Genomic DNA, 15,050 nt, shown 5'->3' with positions numbered 1-15,050 from the left:
CTCAACCTTTCAGCCCACCCTCTTCAGAAAGGATGGCGTCATGGCTCTCACTTCGGACTTTCCAGGCATCCGGCATGTGGATGTCGCCAGCGATCAACCCCATGATCTTTCACGGTTGAAGATCGTTCCTGCCCGCTACCCTGCCAGGATCATCGGCACGGTGTTTGCGGCTGTTGTCATCATTGCCGGGCTCTATTCCACCTTTACCAATCCACGCTGGGGCTGGAGCGTTTTTGCGCAATGGTTCTTTGCGGAGCCGGTTCTGGCTGGGTTGGGCCGGACCCTATTGCTGACTGTGCTGGCGACCATCAGCGGCTCGGTCCTGGGGACCGCGCTGGCACTGGCCCGGGTATCGCGCTCACCGCTGCTGTCTGGCCTGTCCTGGGGCTATATCTGGCTGCTGCGCTCCATCCCGATGATCGTACTGCTGCTGGTGCTCAATAATCTCGGCTATCTCTATGAAACCATTCACATTGCCGTACCCTTTACCGGCCAGGTGCTGGTGGATTACCCGACCGTACAATTGCTGACGCCATTTGCCGCCGCCTTTATCGGGTTGACGCTCAATCAGTCGGCTTTCTTTGCCGAGATCGTTCGCGGCGGCATTCTCTCGGTCGATCAGGGGCAGTTGGAGGCGGCGGCTGCTCTTGGCCTGCCGCGCCGTCGTCAGGCCTTCAGGATTGTGTTGCCCCAGGCGATGCGCACCATCCTACCGACCGGTTTCAATGAGATCATTGGCCTGGCCAAGGCCACCTCCATTGTTTATGTGCTGGCGCTGCCGGAATTGTTCTATACCGTGCAGGTCATCTATCGCCGCAATCTGGAAGTCATTCCGCTGCTGATGGTCGCCACGGCCTGGTATCTGGTGATCATGACCGTGCTTTCGGTCGCCCAGCACTATATCGAGCGGCATTTTTCCAAAGGTGCCCTGCGCAATCCGAAGCCCCTGCCATTCCGGTCTTTTTTCGGGCGTAGGGTATCGACGGTGCCAGCGGTGGCGGCCAATCGCCGGTCTGCCCTCAAGGATTTGACAGCGCTTCGCCAGGGTGGCGTGGTGCGCATCCAGAATGTGTCGAAAAGTTTTGGCCATCTCAAGGTTCTGGATGGTGTCGATCTGACGCTGAAAGCCGGAAGCGTCACGGCAATTCTTGGCCCTTCAGGCTCTGGCAAATCGACGCTTTTGCGCAGCATCAACCATCTGGAGCGTGTCGATCACGGCTTCATCTCCGTTGATGGCGAACTGGTCGGTTATAACAGACGCGGCAATGTGCTTTACGAGTTGAAGGAGAAGGACATCCTGAAACGCCGCGTCGAGATCGGCATGGTGTTCCAGAGCTTCAATCTCTTCCCACATCTGACGGTGCTTGAAAACCTGATCGAAGCACCGATTGCCGTGCTTGGCCTGCCGCGCGACGAGGCCATTCTGCTGGCCCAGGACCTGCTGGCCCGTGTCGGCCTCAGCGACAAGATCCATGCCTATCCCCGGCAATTGTCCGGCGGCCAGCAGCAGCGTGTGGCGATTGCCCGGGCGCTGGCGCTGAAGCCCAAGGTTCTGCTGTTCGACGAGCCGACCTCAGCACTTGACCCTGAATTGGTGGGAGAAGTGCTTGACGTGATCAAGGAACTGGCGCGCACCGGTACGACGCTGGTGATCGTCACGCATGAAATCGGCTTTGCCCGTGAAGTCGCCGATACGGTCGTCTTCATGGAAGGCGGACGTGTGCTGGAAGTCGATACCCCGGAACGGATCTTCAGCCATGCCGCTCACCCGCGCACCCAGGAATTCCTGGCCAAGGTGTTGTGAGCGTTCGCACTGAAACTCAAACTCATCAACCTCATTTCTGACTGGAGAGCAGCATGACATTTCGGAAAATCCTGCCGGGCCTGGCACTGGCGGCATTCACGGCATTTGCGGCAAACAGCGCCTTTGCCGCCGATAAATTCGATCTGAGCCCTGACATATCGAACCGGGTGCGGGCCGAGAAAAATCAGGCGGCGATTGCAGCGATCAAGCCCGGGTTCAAATTCACCACACCAGGCAAATTCACGGTGGCTGTCAGCCCTTTCGATCCGCCGGTCGTTACTTATGCTTCCGATGCCAAAACGATTCTTGGGGCTGACCCGGATCTTGCCCAATTGCTGGCGGATTCACTGGGATTAGAGCTTGAAATTGTCCCGGTCGCCTGGGCGGATTGGCCGCTCGGCATCGCTTCTGGCAAATACGATGCGGTGATCAGCAACGTCACCGTGACGGAGCAGCGCAAGGAGAAGTACGATTTCTCCACCTATCGTCGTGACTTGCTGGGCTTTTACGTCGCCAAGAACAGCCCAATTACCGACATCAAGGAGCCGAAGGATGTCGCGGGCCTGAAGCTGATCACCTCATCCGGCACCAACCAGGAAAAGATAATTCTGGATTGGGATCGCCAGAATGTCGCCGCCGGCCTGAAACCGATCGAGGTGCAATATTACGAGGATAGCGCCGCGAGCGATCTGGCGCTCCAGTCGGGACGTGCCGATGTGCGGTTCAACACCAATGCCAGCCAGGCCTACGGTTCGCTGATCAAGGGCAACACGCGGCTGGTCGGCAATGTCAATGGCGGCTGGCCGTTGACGGCGGATATCGCCACCGTGACCCGCAAGGATGCGGGACTTGCCGATGCCTTGACCATTGCCACCAACGCCCTGATCAAAGACGGCAAATATGGTGAAGTGCTGAAGCGCTGGAACCTGACGGCGGAAGCCATTCCGGAAAGCCGCACCAACCCGCCTGGCCTGCCGAAGAGCGGTTCGTAACCTCTACAGCTTTGGGGCGGTCATCAGCTCCGCCCCATATTTTTTCAGGAGGTTTCCATGCACAATGCCATGCGGCGGGTAAGCCGGACTCTTGCCGCCTTGATGCTCTTTCTGCAAGCGGTTTCGCCGGTCTTGGCCGAACCCTTCGATCTGTCGCCGCAGCAGCCGGGCCGCCTGCATGTAGACCGGGATGCAAAGGCCGTAGCCGCTCTTCCGTCGAATTATAAATTCGTCTCCCCTGGAACCCTGACAGTTGCCGTTGCAGTCGGTTCTCCGCCGATTGCGGCCTATGCAACTGATGCCAGCACGGTGGTTGGCTTCGATCCAGATCTTGCCCTTCTGGTGGCGGAAAGCCTTGGTCTGAAGCTGGACCTGGTTTCGGTTGCCTGGGCGGATTGGCCGCTGGGACTAGCCTCTGGCAAATATGATGCGGTTATCTCCAATGTCGGTGTCACCGAGCAGCGCAAACAGAAATTCGACTTCTCCACCTACCGGTACGGGTTGCATGGCTTTTACGTCAAGAACGACAGCCCGATCACAGCGCTGAAGGAGCAGAAGGATGTCGCCGGCTTGCGGATCATCGTCGCCTCCGGCACGATCCAGGAGCGCATTCTTCTGGAATGGGACAAGCAGAACAGGGCAAACGGCCTGAAACCGCTGGAACTGCAATATTACGATGACGAGGCTGCCGCCGATCTGGCGCTGCAATCGGGCCGGGCCGATGCTAATTTCGGACCCAACGCTATGCAGGCCTGGCAGGCGGCAACGCTGCACCGCAAGCGGCTGGTGGGTACCGTCAATGCTGGCTGGCCGTTGACGGCAGATGTCGGCGTAACCACCCGCAAGGGCAGTGGTCTGGCGGAACCGATCGCCGTTGCCATCAACGACTTGATTGCGGGCGGGACATATCAGGCAGCATTGTCGCGCTGGGGTCTTTCCCAGGAAGGACTGACGCAATCGCAGGTCAATCCGCCTGGCCTGCCAAGCTATTGAAGCGCCTGCGGCGCTCATTTCTCTCGCGTAAAAGGACCGCTCCATGGCCATTGCGATCAATCATATCGGTTTCCTGATCCCGGGTAATTATCCGGAAAGGGACCCATTGTCCGGTCTGGAAACCACGCTGAACCTGTTTGAATTCGGCGAGCACCTCGGCTTCGACTCGGCCTGGGTGCGCCATCGCCATCTGGAGCCGGGTATTTCCTCTGCTGCGGTTTTCCTGGCTGCCGCCAGTCAGCGGACCCGCCGGATCGAGATTGGTACGGCGGTCATTCCGCTGGGCTATGAAAGTCCTTTTCGGCTGGCGGAAGATCTGGCGCTTGCTGATGTGCTCTCCGCTGGCCGGTTGAATATCGGCGTCAGCGCTGGCCTGCCCGCCCATCTTGAACTGATCGGCAAAAAGGTGTTCGATGGCGATTGGACGACCTATGATTTTTCCCATAACCGTGTTTTGCGATTGATCGACAATCTGCGCAGCGACTATCTTGGCGGCGAAGATACAAGGCTGAAAACGCCGTTCGGTCTGCAGCGCCCCCGGCTGCAACCGCATGCGAAAGGGTTGATCGACCGGATCTGGTATGGCGGCGGTTCCATCGCTTCGGCCAGATGGGCAGGCAGCAACGGTCTCAACCTGCTGATCGGCAATGTCACGTCCGGTGAGGACACCGACAATTTCTATGAGGCGCAGGCCCGGCAACTCAGTCTTTACCGTGCAGCAGGCGGGAGTGCTAGCCGGGTGGCGCTAGGCCGGGTGATCGTGCCGCTCGACAGTGCCGATGCACCGACCCGGCGCAAATATCTCGATTTTGCCGCTGGGCGTCTGGAGCGAACGCTGCACCCGAATGGGGAGCGCCGTACGCTTTTCCCGCGTGATCTGGTTGGCAGTTCCGACGATATTCTCGAATGGCTCCATGCCGACCCGATCCTGAGCGAGGTGACGGAGCTGCGTCTGGAACTGCCCTATGAGTTCGAGCAGGGCGAATACCGGCAGATTCTACAGGATTTTGTCACCAAAATTGCGCCGGAACTGGGATGACAGGCCCGTAATGAAGATGGCACGCAAGCGGTTGGGTCTGCGCTGGATCACAGCCATACGCGGAGCGCACGCCAGACCCATTGAGGAAAAGCCCTTCACCATACGGTAAGAAGGGGCATTTCCAATACCATTCCGTATCACGTATCTCACGACGTCCCTAAAGCGCGAGCTGGGGTATGTCGATCCGTACAATAAGGCCCGTCGGGTGATTGGACAGCAGGGTAATTTTGCTCTGATGGGCATGTGCTATATCTGCGACAATCGACAGGCCGAGGCCAAAACCGGCGCGTTTGCTGCGGGAAGCATCTCCTTTGAAAAACGGTTCGAAAACTTTTTCTCTGAGATCTTTGGGAATGCCTGGTCCGTCATCGATCACCAAGATCGAAAAAACCGTTCCATTGACCTGTAGTTTGACGAGGATGGTCTTTCCAAACTTGGTTGCATTGTCGCAAAGGTTGGTGACTGCCCGCATGATTGAGAGCGGTCGGCAGTTGGCGATCAGCTTGTTCGGCCCCTGATATTCGACATCGAAGCCTATGTCTGAAAAGTCACTGCAAACGGTTTGCAGAATGCTCGCAACGTCAACGCGTTCAATGCTCTCGGTTGCAAAATCGTCCCGGAGATAGTTCAGGCTTTCGGTCAGAAGATCATCGATATGGTCGATATCCGTCAGCAGGGCTTCCCGCAAGGCACCGGCCTCCATGCGCTCCGAGCGCAATCTGAGCCGCGTCAAGGGAGTGCGAACATCATGGCTAATCCCCCGCAGCATTCGGGTCCGGCCGTCCACCATGATGCGAATACGGTTTCGCATACCGTTTAGGGCACGGGCCAGCGACAGGATCTCAACCGTGCCGCGTTCCTCGAAGATCTGGGAGCTAGTGTTGATATCCGATTTTATTGCAGCCTCGGATATTCTCTTGATCGGCTCGGTTACCGCCCTGATCGCAAAGGCAAAGAAAAAGGCGATCAAGACGACCACGGCGATAAAGTAATATGTCGTTTGACTGAGAAACGAAGTCGTCAGAATCGTATCGGGAAGACCGAAAAATACAAGCATTGTCCGGTCATCCACTTTCTCGGCAAACACACGACGGCCATCCAAAAAAGCGCGCCAGCCGCCAAGGGGCGGCTCTCCATCAGGCGGAAACAGAAAATCAACGAATGTCTCGGCAAAGCCCTGGAACTCCGAGGAGGTCTTGAACTTGTCTGCCAGCGATATCGGTTGAAGCGAGACCTCCAAGCCTGCGCGTTGCGCATTGGTTAGAATGGAGGTGCGTTCTTCAGGAGAGGCCTTAGCTAACAGAAGCGAGAGGGTTCTGACCTGTGTGGCGGTGTTTTCCAGATTGGGGATGGCGTAGTCATTCTTCGCAACATTTTCCAATGCCCTGCCGGTCGCGATGACAGTGACCAATGCCAAGAGAATGATAACGGTGATCTGGCCACGAAGGGTTCTTGGTACCGCACGGAGATTGCTAAACATGAACCTCTTCCACAGTGGCGGTGAAGACATAGCCACCCAAGCGAACGGTTTTTAAAAGCGCTGGATCACGCGGGTCTTTTTCGATCTTCTGTCGCAAGCGACTGATATGCACATCGATGCTGCGTTCAATCGGGCCTGCCAAGCCCGCATGGGTCGCGCTCAGCAACTGCTCCCTGGTCAGCACCCGTCCAGGATTTTGGCAGAAAGCCAGCAGCAGATCGAATTCATGGGTCGTCATCGCAACGCGCGCATGGCTTGGATCATGAAGCTGCCGCCGAGCCGGATCGACCTGCCATCCATCGAAGCGGAAAAAGCTTTTCCGTAAACTGTCTGGCCGCTGAGAGGTCACTCTGGAGCGCCTGAGAAGACCTTTGATCCGTGCGGTCAACTCCCGGAGAACGAAAGGCTTTGTGACATAGTCGTCCGCGCCGATTTCCAGACCGACGACACGGTCGATATCGCTGCTCACCGAGGTCAACATCAGGATGGGAATATCGCCGCTGCCTCGAAGCCGGCGGCAGATGCTAAACCCGTCCTCTCCAGGCAGCATCACATCGAGGACGACGAGATCGAATTCCAGTGCGCGCATCTTGGCGTCCATGGCGGCGCCATCTGAAGCGACCTCAACGAGCATTCCTTGCTCGTTGAGGCTATCGCGGACCATGCCGGCGATCTGCTCGTCATCTTCTACAATCAGGATCTTGGGCGCATCTGACATCGCTTATCCACTGTCGCTTGTAAAAAGGGTCGCTTCCCCTTCAAGGCATTCTCTTACCATAATCATTTCCGGCTTCGGACGTCTTATATATTAAGATTTGTTGTACTCGACCGGAGCTGACAGCAGGTCTTTAACAAAACTTAACAGAATGAAACACCCAACCGATCATCCATGTGGGAGAGAACGGCAGTCAATCTGCTGCCTCTTTTACCGGAGGCACGCCAGCAAACACTGGAGTGCTCATGCTGAGACGAATGATCCTATGTACCACAGGCGTTCTTGCCGTGTTTCTAACCGCCTGTTCGGATGAAGCCAGCACGCCAAAGACACCTCGCGCCATTAAAGGGGTCACAGTCAAATCGGAGCTTATCGGGGAAGTCTTTCGCCAGACCGGCGAGATCCGTCCACGTTATGAAACGCCGATGAGCTTCAGGATCGATGGACTGGTGGCTTTTCGCGTCGAGACGGGATCATCCGTCAAAAAAGACGATGTGCTTGCAACGGTAGAAAAGACGCCAGCCTTGATCAATGTCGCGTCCGCATCCGCGCAAGTCGATGCGGCAAAATCGGATTTGACGCTGGCGGATGTTAACGCGGCCCGCAACTGGAACCTCATCGCCAAGAATGCGGTGTCGCGCGCCCAGGTCCAGCAGAGCGATGCCAATCTGCAAGCGGCGAAGTCAAAGCTTGAAGTCGCCAATGCGACTTTGGCGAGCGCACAACAGAACCTTTCCTATACGGATCTGAAAGCGGGACGAGACGGGGTCGTTTCAGGCGTCTCCATCAATGTGGGTCAGGTCGTGACCACGGGGCAAACGGTCCTGACCCTCAGCTCCGACACTGAACTTGATGCCGTCTTCGACGTGCCGGAACAGATGTTGATCGAAAATCTGAACGATAGCGATGTGGAGGTCAGTCTCCTGTCCAATCCGACCCTTACCGCCAAAGGAAAGGTTCGTGAAGTCACGCCTTCCGCTGACACGGCGACGCGGACCTACCGGGTCAAAGTCACGCTGGATGGGACGTTGGGCGGCGCGCCTCTGGGCGCCGCGGTTGCCGGCAAAGTCACCCTTTCGCCAAAGCGTCTTTTCAAGGTTCCGGCATCTGCACTGACCAGCCGGGGGCAGGACCAGGCGGTTTTCGTCTACCTGCCGAAAACCGGGACACTCCAGGCTCGCCTGGTCAAGATCGAACGATATGGCGAAAACAACATGCTCATTTCAGAAGGACTGGCCGATGGCGACATCGTCGCCACGGCTGGTGTCACCAAATTGCGTGACGGCGAGGCGGTCACCCTTGAGAAGGGAGCGCAATCGTGAGCGAACAATCATCCCAGTCGCGTCCCCGTTTCAATTTGTCGAAATGGGCGCTCGACCATCAATCGCTTGTCATCTTCCTGATGCTTGCCGCAGTCATCAGTGGCATCCTCAGCTATCAAAAGCTCTCGCGCAACGAAGATCCACCCTTCACCATTAAGACGATGGTTGTCGGTGCCCGCTGGCCAGGCGCCAGTGCAGCCGACACCGTCAATCTGCTGACCGACAAGCTCGAAAAGAAGCTCTCGGAGACGCCACATCTCGATTATACGCAAAGCTATACGAGGCCCGGCCAGTCGGTCATCATGGTCAACCTGCGTGATGACACCCCGCCCAGCGAGGTCGAGGGCATCTGGTACACGGTTCGCAAAAAAATGGCGGACATTTCCTCGACATTGCCGGAGGGGGTCGAAGGACCAGCTTTCGACGATGAATTCGGCGATACGTATGGAAGCATTTATGCGTTTCGTGCGGAGGGCTTTAGTCAACGCGAACTGCGTGACCGCGTGGAGGCAATCCGCAGTGAAATCCTGTCCCTGCCTGACATCGGCAAAGTCAACATTCTCGGTGCGCAGGACGAGCAGATCGTCATCGAATTCTCGCAGAGCAAACTTGCTAGCCTGGACATCGATCCGTCCAGCGCAATCGAAGCCATCCGTGCCCAGAATTCCGTCAATCCGATTGGAACCGTTCAGACCAGTGAAGAAAAGATCTCGGTTCGCGTCACCGGAGCATTTGCCTCCGAAGACAGCCTGAAAGACATCACCTTAAAGCTTGGCAGCCGATATTTCCGGCTCGACTCCATCGCGACGATCTCCCGCACGATCACCGATCCGCCCGCCGCCTCGGTGCGCGTCAACGGAAAGGAGGTCATTGCTCTGGCCGTTTCGATGGCGAAGGATGGAAATCTCCTCACCTTCGGCGAGGCCTTGAAAGATCGCATGCAGGCGCTTGCCTCCAAGCTCCCTTACGGGATCGAGATGATCCAGGTCGCGGATCAGTCGACTGTTGTGAAAGATGCCGTCAACGGCTTCATGAAGGTTCTGGTGGAGGCGATCGTCATCGTGCTGGCCGTTTCCTTTATATCCTTGGGGGCAAGGGCCGGGTTGGTTATCACGGCGTCCATTCCTCTCGTTCTTGCTCTGACATTCCTTGGCATGGAGCTGACCGGCGTTGGACTTCAGCGAATTTCGCTGGGTGCTTTGATCATCGCGTTGGGCCTTCTGGTCGATGATGCGATGATCACCGTCGAAAGCATGGTTTCCTGCCTTGAAAAGGGCAGGTCGCGTCTGGTTGCGGCAACCCATGCCTATGAGACCACGGCATTTCCGATGCTGACCGGCACATTGGTGATGATCGCCGGCTTCATTCCGGTGGGTTTTGCCGCCTCAAGTGCTGGAGAATATACCTTCTCCTTGTTCATGGTGATCCTGATTGCTCTGTCGTCATCCTGGATCGTTGCGGTGCTGTTTTCGCCGATCCTTGGCACCTGGATATTGCCCCGCAGCCTCGCGCATACCCATAAGAAGACGGGTATGATCATGGCCGCCTATCGCAAAATACTGGGCTGGAACCTTCAGCATCGGTGGTTGACAATCCTGTTTGCGATTGGCGCTTTTGTCCTGTCTCTTGCTGGGCTTGGGCAATTGAAGCAGCAGTTCTTCCCGGCTTCCGACAGACCGGAACTGCTGGTCAGTCTCACGCTTGCGCAAAATGCATCGCGGGCCGCGACAGACATCCGTGCGCGCGAATTGGAAGCGATCTTGCGAACCGACCGCGACATCGATCATTTCATCACCTATGTCGGTTCAGGCTCTATTCGCTTTTACCTGCCGATGGATCTGCAACTCGACAACGACAATGTCACGGAAACAGTCGTCGTCGCCAAAAGCGTTGAAAAACGGGAGGCCGTCCGCCGCAAGATCGAAGCTGTGCTCAATGAGCGTTTTTCCGATCTCGTCACACGCGTTTCCCCTCTTGAACTCGGTCCTCCCGTCGGATGGCCGCTGAAGTTTCGGGTTTCGGGGCCGGATTATCAGCAGGTCCGCGCCCTGTCGGCAAAAGTCGCTGCGATCATCGGTCAAAATCCAGATACCCGTGACGTCAATCTCACGGCGGGAGAACCGCAGAAAAGTGTGACGATCAAGGTGAACCAGATCGAGGCCCGTGCCTTGGGCATGAGTTCGGAATCGATCGCCAGTGAGATTGCGGCGGTCTTCTCGGGGTCGAAAGTCACCACGGTTCGCGACAAAGACAAACTCGTTGATGTCATGGTCAAAGGGGTTGAGGCTGACCGTAACTCGGTACCGACCATCGGCAATCTGGAACTGCGCACCGGCGATGGAAACTATGTGCCGCTTCGGCAAGTCGCTTCGGTCGCCTATGGGATGGAAGACCCGATCATCTGGCGCCAGCAAGGAAAGCCGATGATTATTGTTCAGGCTGACGTTCAAAAGAATGCCCTGGCCGCCACCGTCGCCATGCAGGCCGATGCCCAGCTTAATGCTCTGCGCGCGGAGCTTCCCATGGGGTACTCCATCATTGCAGGCGGCATCACGGAGGAATCCGAGAAAGGCAATTCGTCAATCTACGCCGTTATTCCTGTGATGCTGTTTGCTATTGCAGTTCTGTTGATGGTCCAGATGCAGAGCTTTTCCAGAATGGCCTTGGCTGTGTTGATGGCGCCTTTTGGTCTCATTGGCGTGGTTGCAGCTATGTGGCCGACCGGCACGCCCATGGGCTTTGTTGCGCAACTCGGTGTCATCGCCTTGTCCGGGATGATCATTCGCAACGCCGTTATCCTCATTCAGGAGATTGACCAGAACGTCGCGCTTGGCCAATCGCCCAAAGACGCCATCATCGCGGCCTCGATCCATCGCGCCCGTCCGATTGTTCTAACCGCCTGTGCCGCCATTCTCGGCATGATCCCGATTGCTGCCGAGATTTTCTGGGGCCCCATGGCCTTTGCGATCATTGGCGGGCTTGCGGTGGCAACTATGCTGACCCTGACGCTGCTGCCTTGTGCGATGTCGTTGTTGCTGAATGCCGAACAAAAGTCGCGAGCGAAAACTGACCCGGACGGCAAAGCGGAGGTTCAACCGTGAAGACGGTTGCCCGACACCTGCCGGAAACACAATTTCGAAAAACCATCCATTCCCCTGCTATCCATTCCATGAAAGTCACGAAAATGCAGACATACCTTGCCGATAGCAAAGCTCCCAACTCACCTGTTTGCCATGGACATTCAGCAAAAGGGACGGTGGCGGGCCTCCTTCTTGTGCTGGCATTGGCTGGGTGTAGCTCCGTCCCGCTCACCCAGTCCGGTACGCTGTCATCCTATAAAGGCTTGGGGCCTGTTGATGGTCGCTTGAGCAAATCGCGCAGTTTCGCGGATACCCCGGCTATAGTGGCGGCGCAAACGGTTTCCATTGCTCCCACACGGTTGTCGCCTCTGGCCTCTTCGAGGCTCCATGACGCCGGGAATGACAGGTTGGTCTCAAATGCTCTGGATCGCGCTATGTGTATCGATCTCAGTGATAAATACCGGGTTGTTGGTCCCGGAGAGGCGGCTGATCTCACTGTTCACGCTGTGATAACCGACATAGTCCCGACCAGCAAAGCCGTGGCGGGCCTATCGACCGCAGTCACATTAGGAACCTCCTTTGTTCTTCCCGTGGGTGTCCCGCGTCTGCCGATCGGACTGGGAGGCCTGGCTGTCGAGGCGGAAGCGGTTGATTCAAAAGGGGAACAACGAGCGGCCATCGTCTGGTCCCGCGGTGCAAATTCCATCACCAATACTGCGCGTGTTTCAGAAGTCGGTGACGCCTATGGCCTTGCATCTTCATTTGCCAGCCAGTTCTCAGAGATACTCGTAAAAGGCCGCAAGCCCTCTGGTTTGGACCTTTCCTTGCCCTCAGGCCAAAAAATGAAGTCGCAGCTGGGTGGAAAGCCTAAATATGCGGCGTGTGAGGTGTTTGGGCGGGCGCCGGGTCTCGGTGGCGTTCTGTCTGGTGTCGTTGGTGCTCCACCGTCCTGGACAGATCACCCAACCAAGTGATGTCTGCTTTTGGTTCAGTGAACCGGAGGGGCGCCATTGTCGATTGTTTCGGCCAGTAGGCGGTGCCGTAAGCGCCGCCTACTGACCCCGATAGTCGCGAGGAGGCACTCCGAAATGGTGCCTGAAGGTTTTACTGAAGTGCGAAAGGTCGTTGAAGCCCCACCGGAACGCTATCTCACTAATCGAAATAGCGGTCTCAGCACGTAGATCGTCGGCACATCGCTCCAGCCGCCGCTTGAGCAGCAGGCGGCTAAAGGTCTCGCCGCTTTCCTCAAGAAGACGGTGGACGTAGCGGACCGATATTTTGAAGTGCTGTGCCGCTTTGGCGGGGGTCAGTGTGGGGTCTGCGGCATGCGCGCCGATAAACTGAATAACCGACCGTGAAAGTTGCGATCTGAGTGTCCCACGGGCGCGGTCTTCTTCGGTCGTGGATACGCCTGCCGCCATGGCGACGAGATCGACGATGTGATTTGCAATCGGCGTCGAGGCAGTCCCAATGTGTTCCGCATTCTGCGCGACGGATTTCAGATAGTCGATGGCAACGGACGCTATGGGATGCGCATTGGTAAAGCGGATTGCCGTCTGCTTGTCTGCCTGTTTCAGCAATGGTTTCAGCATGGCTCGCGGGATGCGGAAGGAATATTGGGTCCAGTCATCGCTACAGTAATCGTTGAGATAAGGCTCGGTTGAATCCACAAGCGAAAAATCACCCGGCTCCAGCAGCGCTTCCCGCGATCCTTGCATCATCCGGCACTGTCCCTTGACCTGAAGATTGAGAAAGTAGACTTCGTGCGGCATACGGCTGATATCCAGACGTCTGCGATGTATCTTCTGCCGGCTTGACGAAATGGTTGTCACGTTGATGCAATCGAGAAGATTGGCCCGAACTTCTCCCTTGAAGCGCTGCTCGCCCTCAAGAATGGGATTGAGGGCAATATAGGCTTCGCACAGAACCTCCCGCCAATAGGGAAAGCGGTCCCGCTCCGGCATTTCGTTCGCGTTCCAGACTGCCATGTAATCGCCTCCGGGGCACTATTCCCGAATTTAAAGCAATTATCATGCCAATCATCTCGTGGAGCGCTTAAGAGAGGCGACGGTGAACTTTGGGCACGCTCAGGCAAACGGCAGCGCTGCGAATTCCAAAGGCTGGTGGCCTCCCTGCACGGTCAGCATAGTCGGTGTTCACTGTCAGCCAAGACGCAAGCCGACCTGTCTCATAGTCTTTGTCCTGGGAGGAGCAACAAAGATCAACAGGAGCAGCAGACATGCGCAAACGGCTTATTTTCAATTGCTTCACGATGAATGTTCCCTCGCACATCTACCACGGGACATGGCGACATCCGAACAATCAACTTGCTCACTTCAATGAGTTCGAGACCTGGTCCAAGCTGGCAATGAAACTCGAAGAGGGGCGATTTGACGCGATGTTCTTCGCGGATATTCTCGGCATCGATCCGGCCTATGATGGCAAGTGGGATGCTTATTTCCAGCAAGGCCTCCATATGCCTTGCAACGATACCTTCACCTTGTGCGCGGCCCTTGCAGGGGTGACGAAAAACCTTGGTCTCGTTTTCACCAGTTCGATCCTGTCCGAGCATCCTTTCGCGTTTGCAAAAAAGGCCTCGACCCTCGACCATATCAGCGGCGGCCGCATCGGCTGGAACATTGTCACAAGCGTGACAGACAATGCCGCCCGCAATTTCGGCTATGACAAGATTGTTCCGCATGACCAGCGCTATGACTGGGCGGACGAATATATGTCCGTTCTCTACAAGCTCTGGGAAGGGTCTTGGGAGGACGGCGCGATGATCGCGGACCGTGAAAGCGGCGTGTTCAGCGATCATACCAAAGTGCATCGCATCAACCATGTCGGAGACCGCTACAAGGTGCAGGGGCCGCATCTGGTCAGCCCTTCTCCGCAACGGACGCCGATGCTTTACCAAGCGGGCGCCTCCAAGCGTGGCAGCCAGTTCGCGGCGCAGCATGCGGAAGGAACTTTCGTTCTCTATCCGAATGTAGACGGTGCCCGGATCGGGATTGCTGGCACCAAGGCGGTGGCGGCGCAGGTGGGGCGCGGTGCCGAAGACCTGAAGTTCATTCAAGGCCTGTCCTTTGTCGTCGGCAGCACGATGGAAGAGGCGGAGCGAAAGGCTGCGGAGATTGACGAATGGGTCAGCTATGAAGGCCTTGCCGCGCATGTCAGCCGCGACATGGGTGTCGATCTCTCCAATCTCGACCCGGACAAGCCGGTCGATGAGTCCGGTCTCGATGGCCTGCAAGGTTACGCACGCATGATCGAGATGGGCAAGCCCAATGGCGAAAAGGCCACCGTCAAGGAAGTGGCAAACGCGCTTTCCTACAATTGCCGCATTGTCGGCACGCCGGAAAGTATCGCTGACGAATTGGCGCTTTGGCAGGATGCGGGCATTGATGGCATCAACATGATCTGCCAATTGCATCCCGACACCTACATCGATTTCATCGATCACGTCACGCCGGTCTTGCAGGACCGTGGCCTTGCCCAGCGTGACTATGCCGAAGGTCCTTTGCGGCAAAAACTGTTCGGTCACGGCCCGCGCCTTCCAGACAACCATCCGGGTGCCGCACATCGCGGTGCGTTTTCCCAATCCACTCAGGTTGCAGCTGAATAA

General features: G+C 56.8%; 11 protein-coding genes. 8 read left to right on the top strand and 3 right to left on the bottom strand.

Annotated elements, in window-relative coordinates; all coding sequences use genetic code 11:
• Positions 1–40 precede the first annotated feature (40 nt).
• The 4 genes from H1Y61_RS27030 to H1Y61_RS19855 all read left to right on the top strand — a co-directional run bounded on the left by H1Y61_RS27030 (position 41) and on the right by H1Y61_RS19855 (position 4,828).
• Positions 41–1,804 (top strand): amino acid ABC transporter permease/ATP-binding protein, encoded by a 1,764-nt coding sequence (locus H1Y61_RS27030; protein ID WP_180575184.1) that lies wholly within the window; start codon positions 41–43, stop codon positions 1,802–1,804.
• A 53-nt stretch (positions 1,805–1,857) separates the two neighbouring features.
• The gene (locus H1Y61_RS19865; RefSeq protein WP_174112313.1) at positions 1,858–2,796 is read left to right on the top strand and encodes an ABC transporter substrate-binding protein; all 939 of its coding nucleotides are present in this window, start codon (positions 1,858–1,860) and stop codon (positions 2,794–2,796) included.
• Positions 2,797–2,865: 69 nt separating this feature from the next.
• Complete coding sequence (locus H1Y61_RS19860; RefSeq protein WP_180575226.1) at positions 2,866–3,789, top strand: ABC transporter substrate-binding protein; 924 nt, start codon at positions 2,866–2,868, stop codon at positions 3,787–3,789.
• Positions 3,790–3,832: 43 nt separating this feature from the next.
• Positions 3,833–4,828: an LLM class flavin-dependent oxidoreductase gene (locus H1Y61_RS19855; RefSeq protein ID WP_180575183.1), complete on the top strand. Its 996-nt coding sequence runs from the start codon at positions 3,833–3,835 to the stop codon at positions 4,826–4,828.
• Positions 4,829–4,985: 157 nt separating this feature from the next.
• Here H1Y61_RS19855 and H1Y61_RS19850 read toward each other — a convergent pair whose 3' ends face one another.
• Both H1Y61_RS19850 and H1Y61_RS19845 read right to left on the bottom strand, forming a co-directional pair.
• Positions 4,986–6,308 (bottom strand): ATP-binding protein, encoded by a 1,323-nt coding sequence (locus H1Y61_RS19850; RefSeq protein WP_180575182.1) that lies wholly within the window; start codon positions 6,306–6,308, stop codon positions 4,986–4,988.
• On the bottom strand, positions 6,301–7,026 hold the full coding sequence (locus H1Y61_RS19845; protein WP_180575181.1) for a response regulator transcription factor: 726 nt from the start codon (positions 7,024–7,026) through the stop codon (positions 6,301–6,303). Before H1Y61_RS19845 ends, H1Y61_RS19850 begins: the two co-directional genes overlap by 8 nt.
• 242 nt (positions 7,027–7,268) lie before the next feature.
• On the opposite strand from H1Y61_RS19845, the gene H1Y61_RS19840 reads away from it, so the two are divergent.
• From H1Y61_RS19840 to H1Y61_RS19830, 3 genes are all read left to right on the top strand, one after another.
• Positions 7,269–8,345 (top strand): efflux RND transporter periplasmic adaptor subunit, encoded by a 1,077-nt coding sequence (locus tag H1Y61_RS19840; RefSeq protein ID WP_180575180.1) that lies wholly within the window; start codon positions 7,269–7,271, stop codon positions 8,343–8,345.
• An 80-nt stretch (positions 8,346–8,425) separates the two neighbouring features.
• The gene (locus H1Y61_RS19835; protein ID WP_409364006.1) at positions 8,426–11,446 is read left to right on the top strand and encodes an efflux RND transporter permease subunit; all 3,021 of its coding nucleotides are present in this window, start codon (positions 8,426–8,428) and stop codon (positions 11,444–11,446) included.
• Positions 11,447–11,601: 155 nt separating this feature from the next.
• Positions 11,602–12,399: a DUF3313 domain-containing protein gene (locus H1Y61_RS19830; RefSeq protein ID WP_180575225.1), complete on the top strand. Its 798-nt coding sequence runs from the start codon at positions 11,602–11,604 to the stop codon at positions 12,397–12,399.
• Between the two features lie 78 nt (positions 12,400–12,477).
• Here H1Y61_RS19830 and H1Y61_RS19825 read toward each other — a convergent pair whose 3' ends face one another.
• Positions 12,478–13,413: a helix-turn-helix domain-containing protein gene (locus H1Y61_RS19825; protein WP_174112319.1), complete on the bottom strand. Its 936-nt coding sequence runs from the start codon at positions 13,411–13,413 to the stop codon at positions 12,478–12,480.
• Positions 13,414–13,664: 251 nt separating this feature from the next.
• On the opposite strand from H1Y61_RS19825, the gene H1Y61_RS19820 reads away from it, so the two are divergent.
• Positions 13,665–15,050: an NtaA/DmoA family FMN-dependent monooxygenase gene (locus H1Y61_RS19820; RefSeq protein WP_180575178.1), complete on the top strand. Its 1,386-nt coding sequence runs from the start codon at positions 13,665–13,667 to the stop codon at positions 15,048–15,050.

Source organism: Agrobacterium vitis (assembly GCF_013426735.1).
In the GTDB taxonomy this organism is placed as follows: Bacteria; Pseudomonadota; Alphaproteobacteria; order Rhizobiales; family Rhizobiaceae; genus Allorhizobium; species Allorhizobium vitis_D.
The sequence above is the reverse complement of the archived record's forward strand: the minus strand, read 5'-3'. Positions and strand labels throughout refer to the sequence as shown.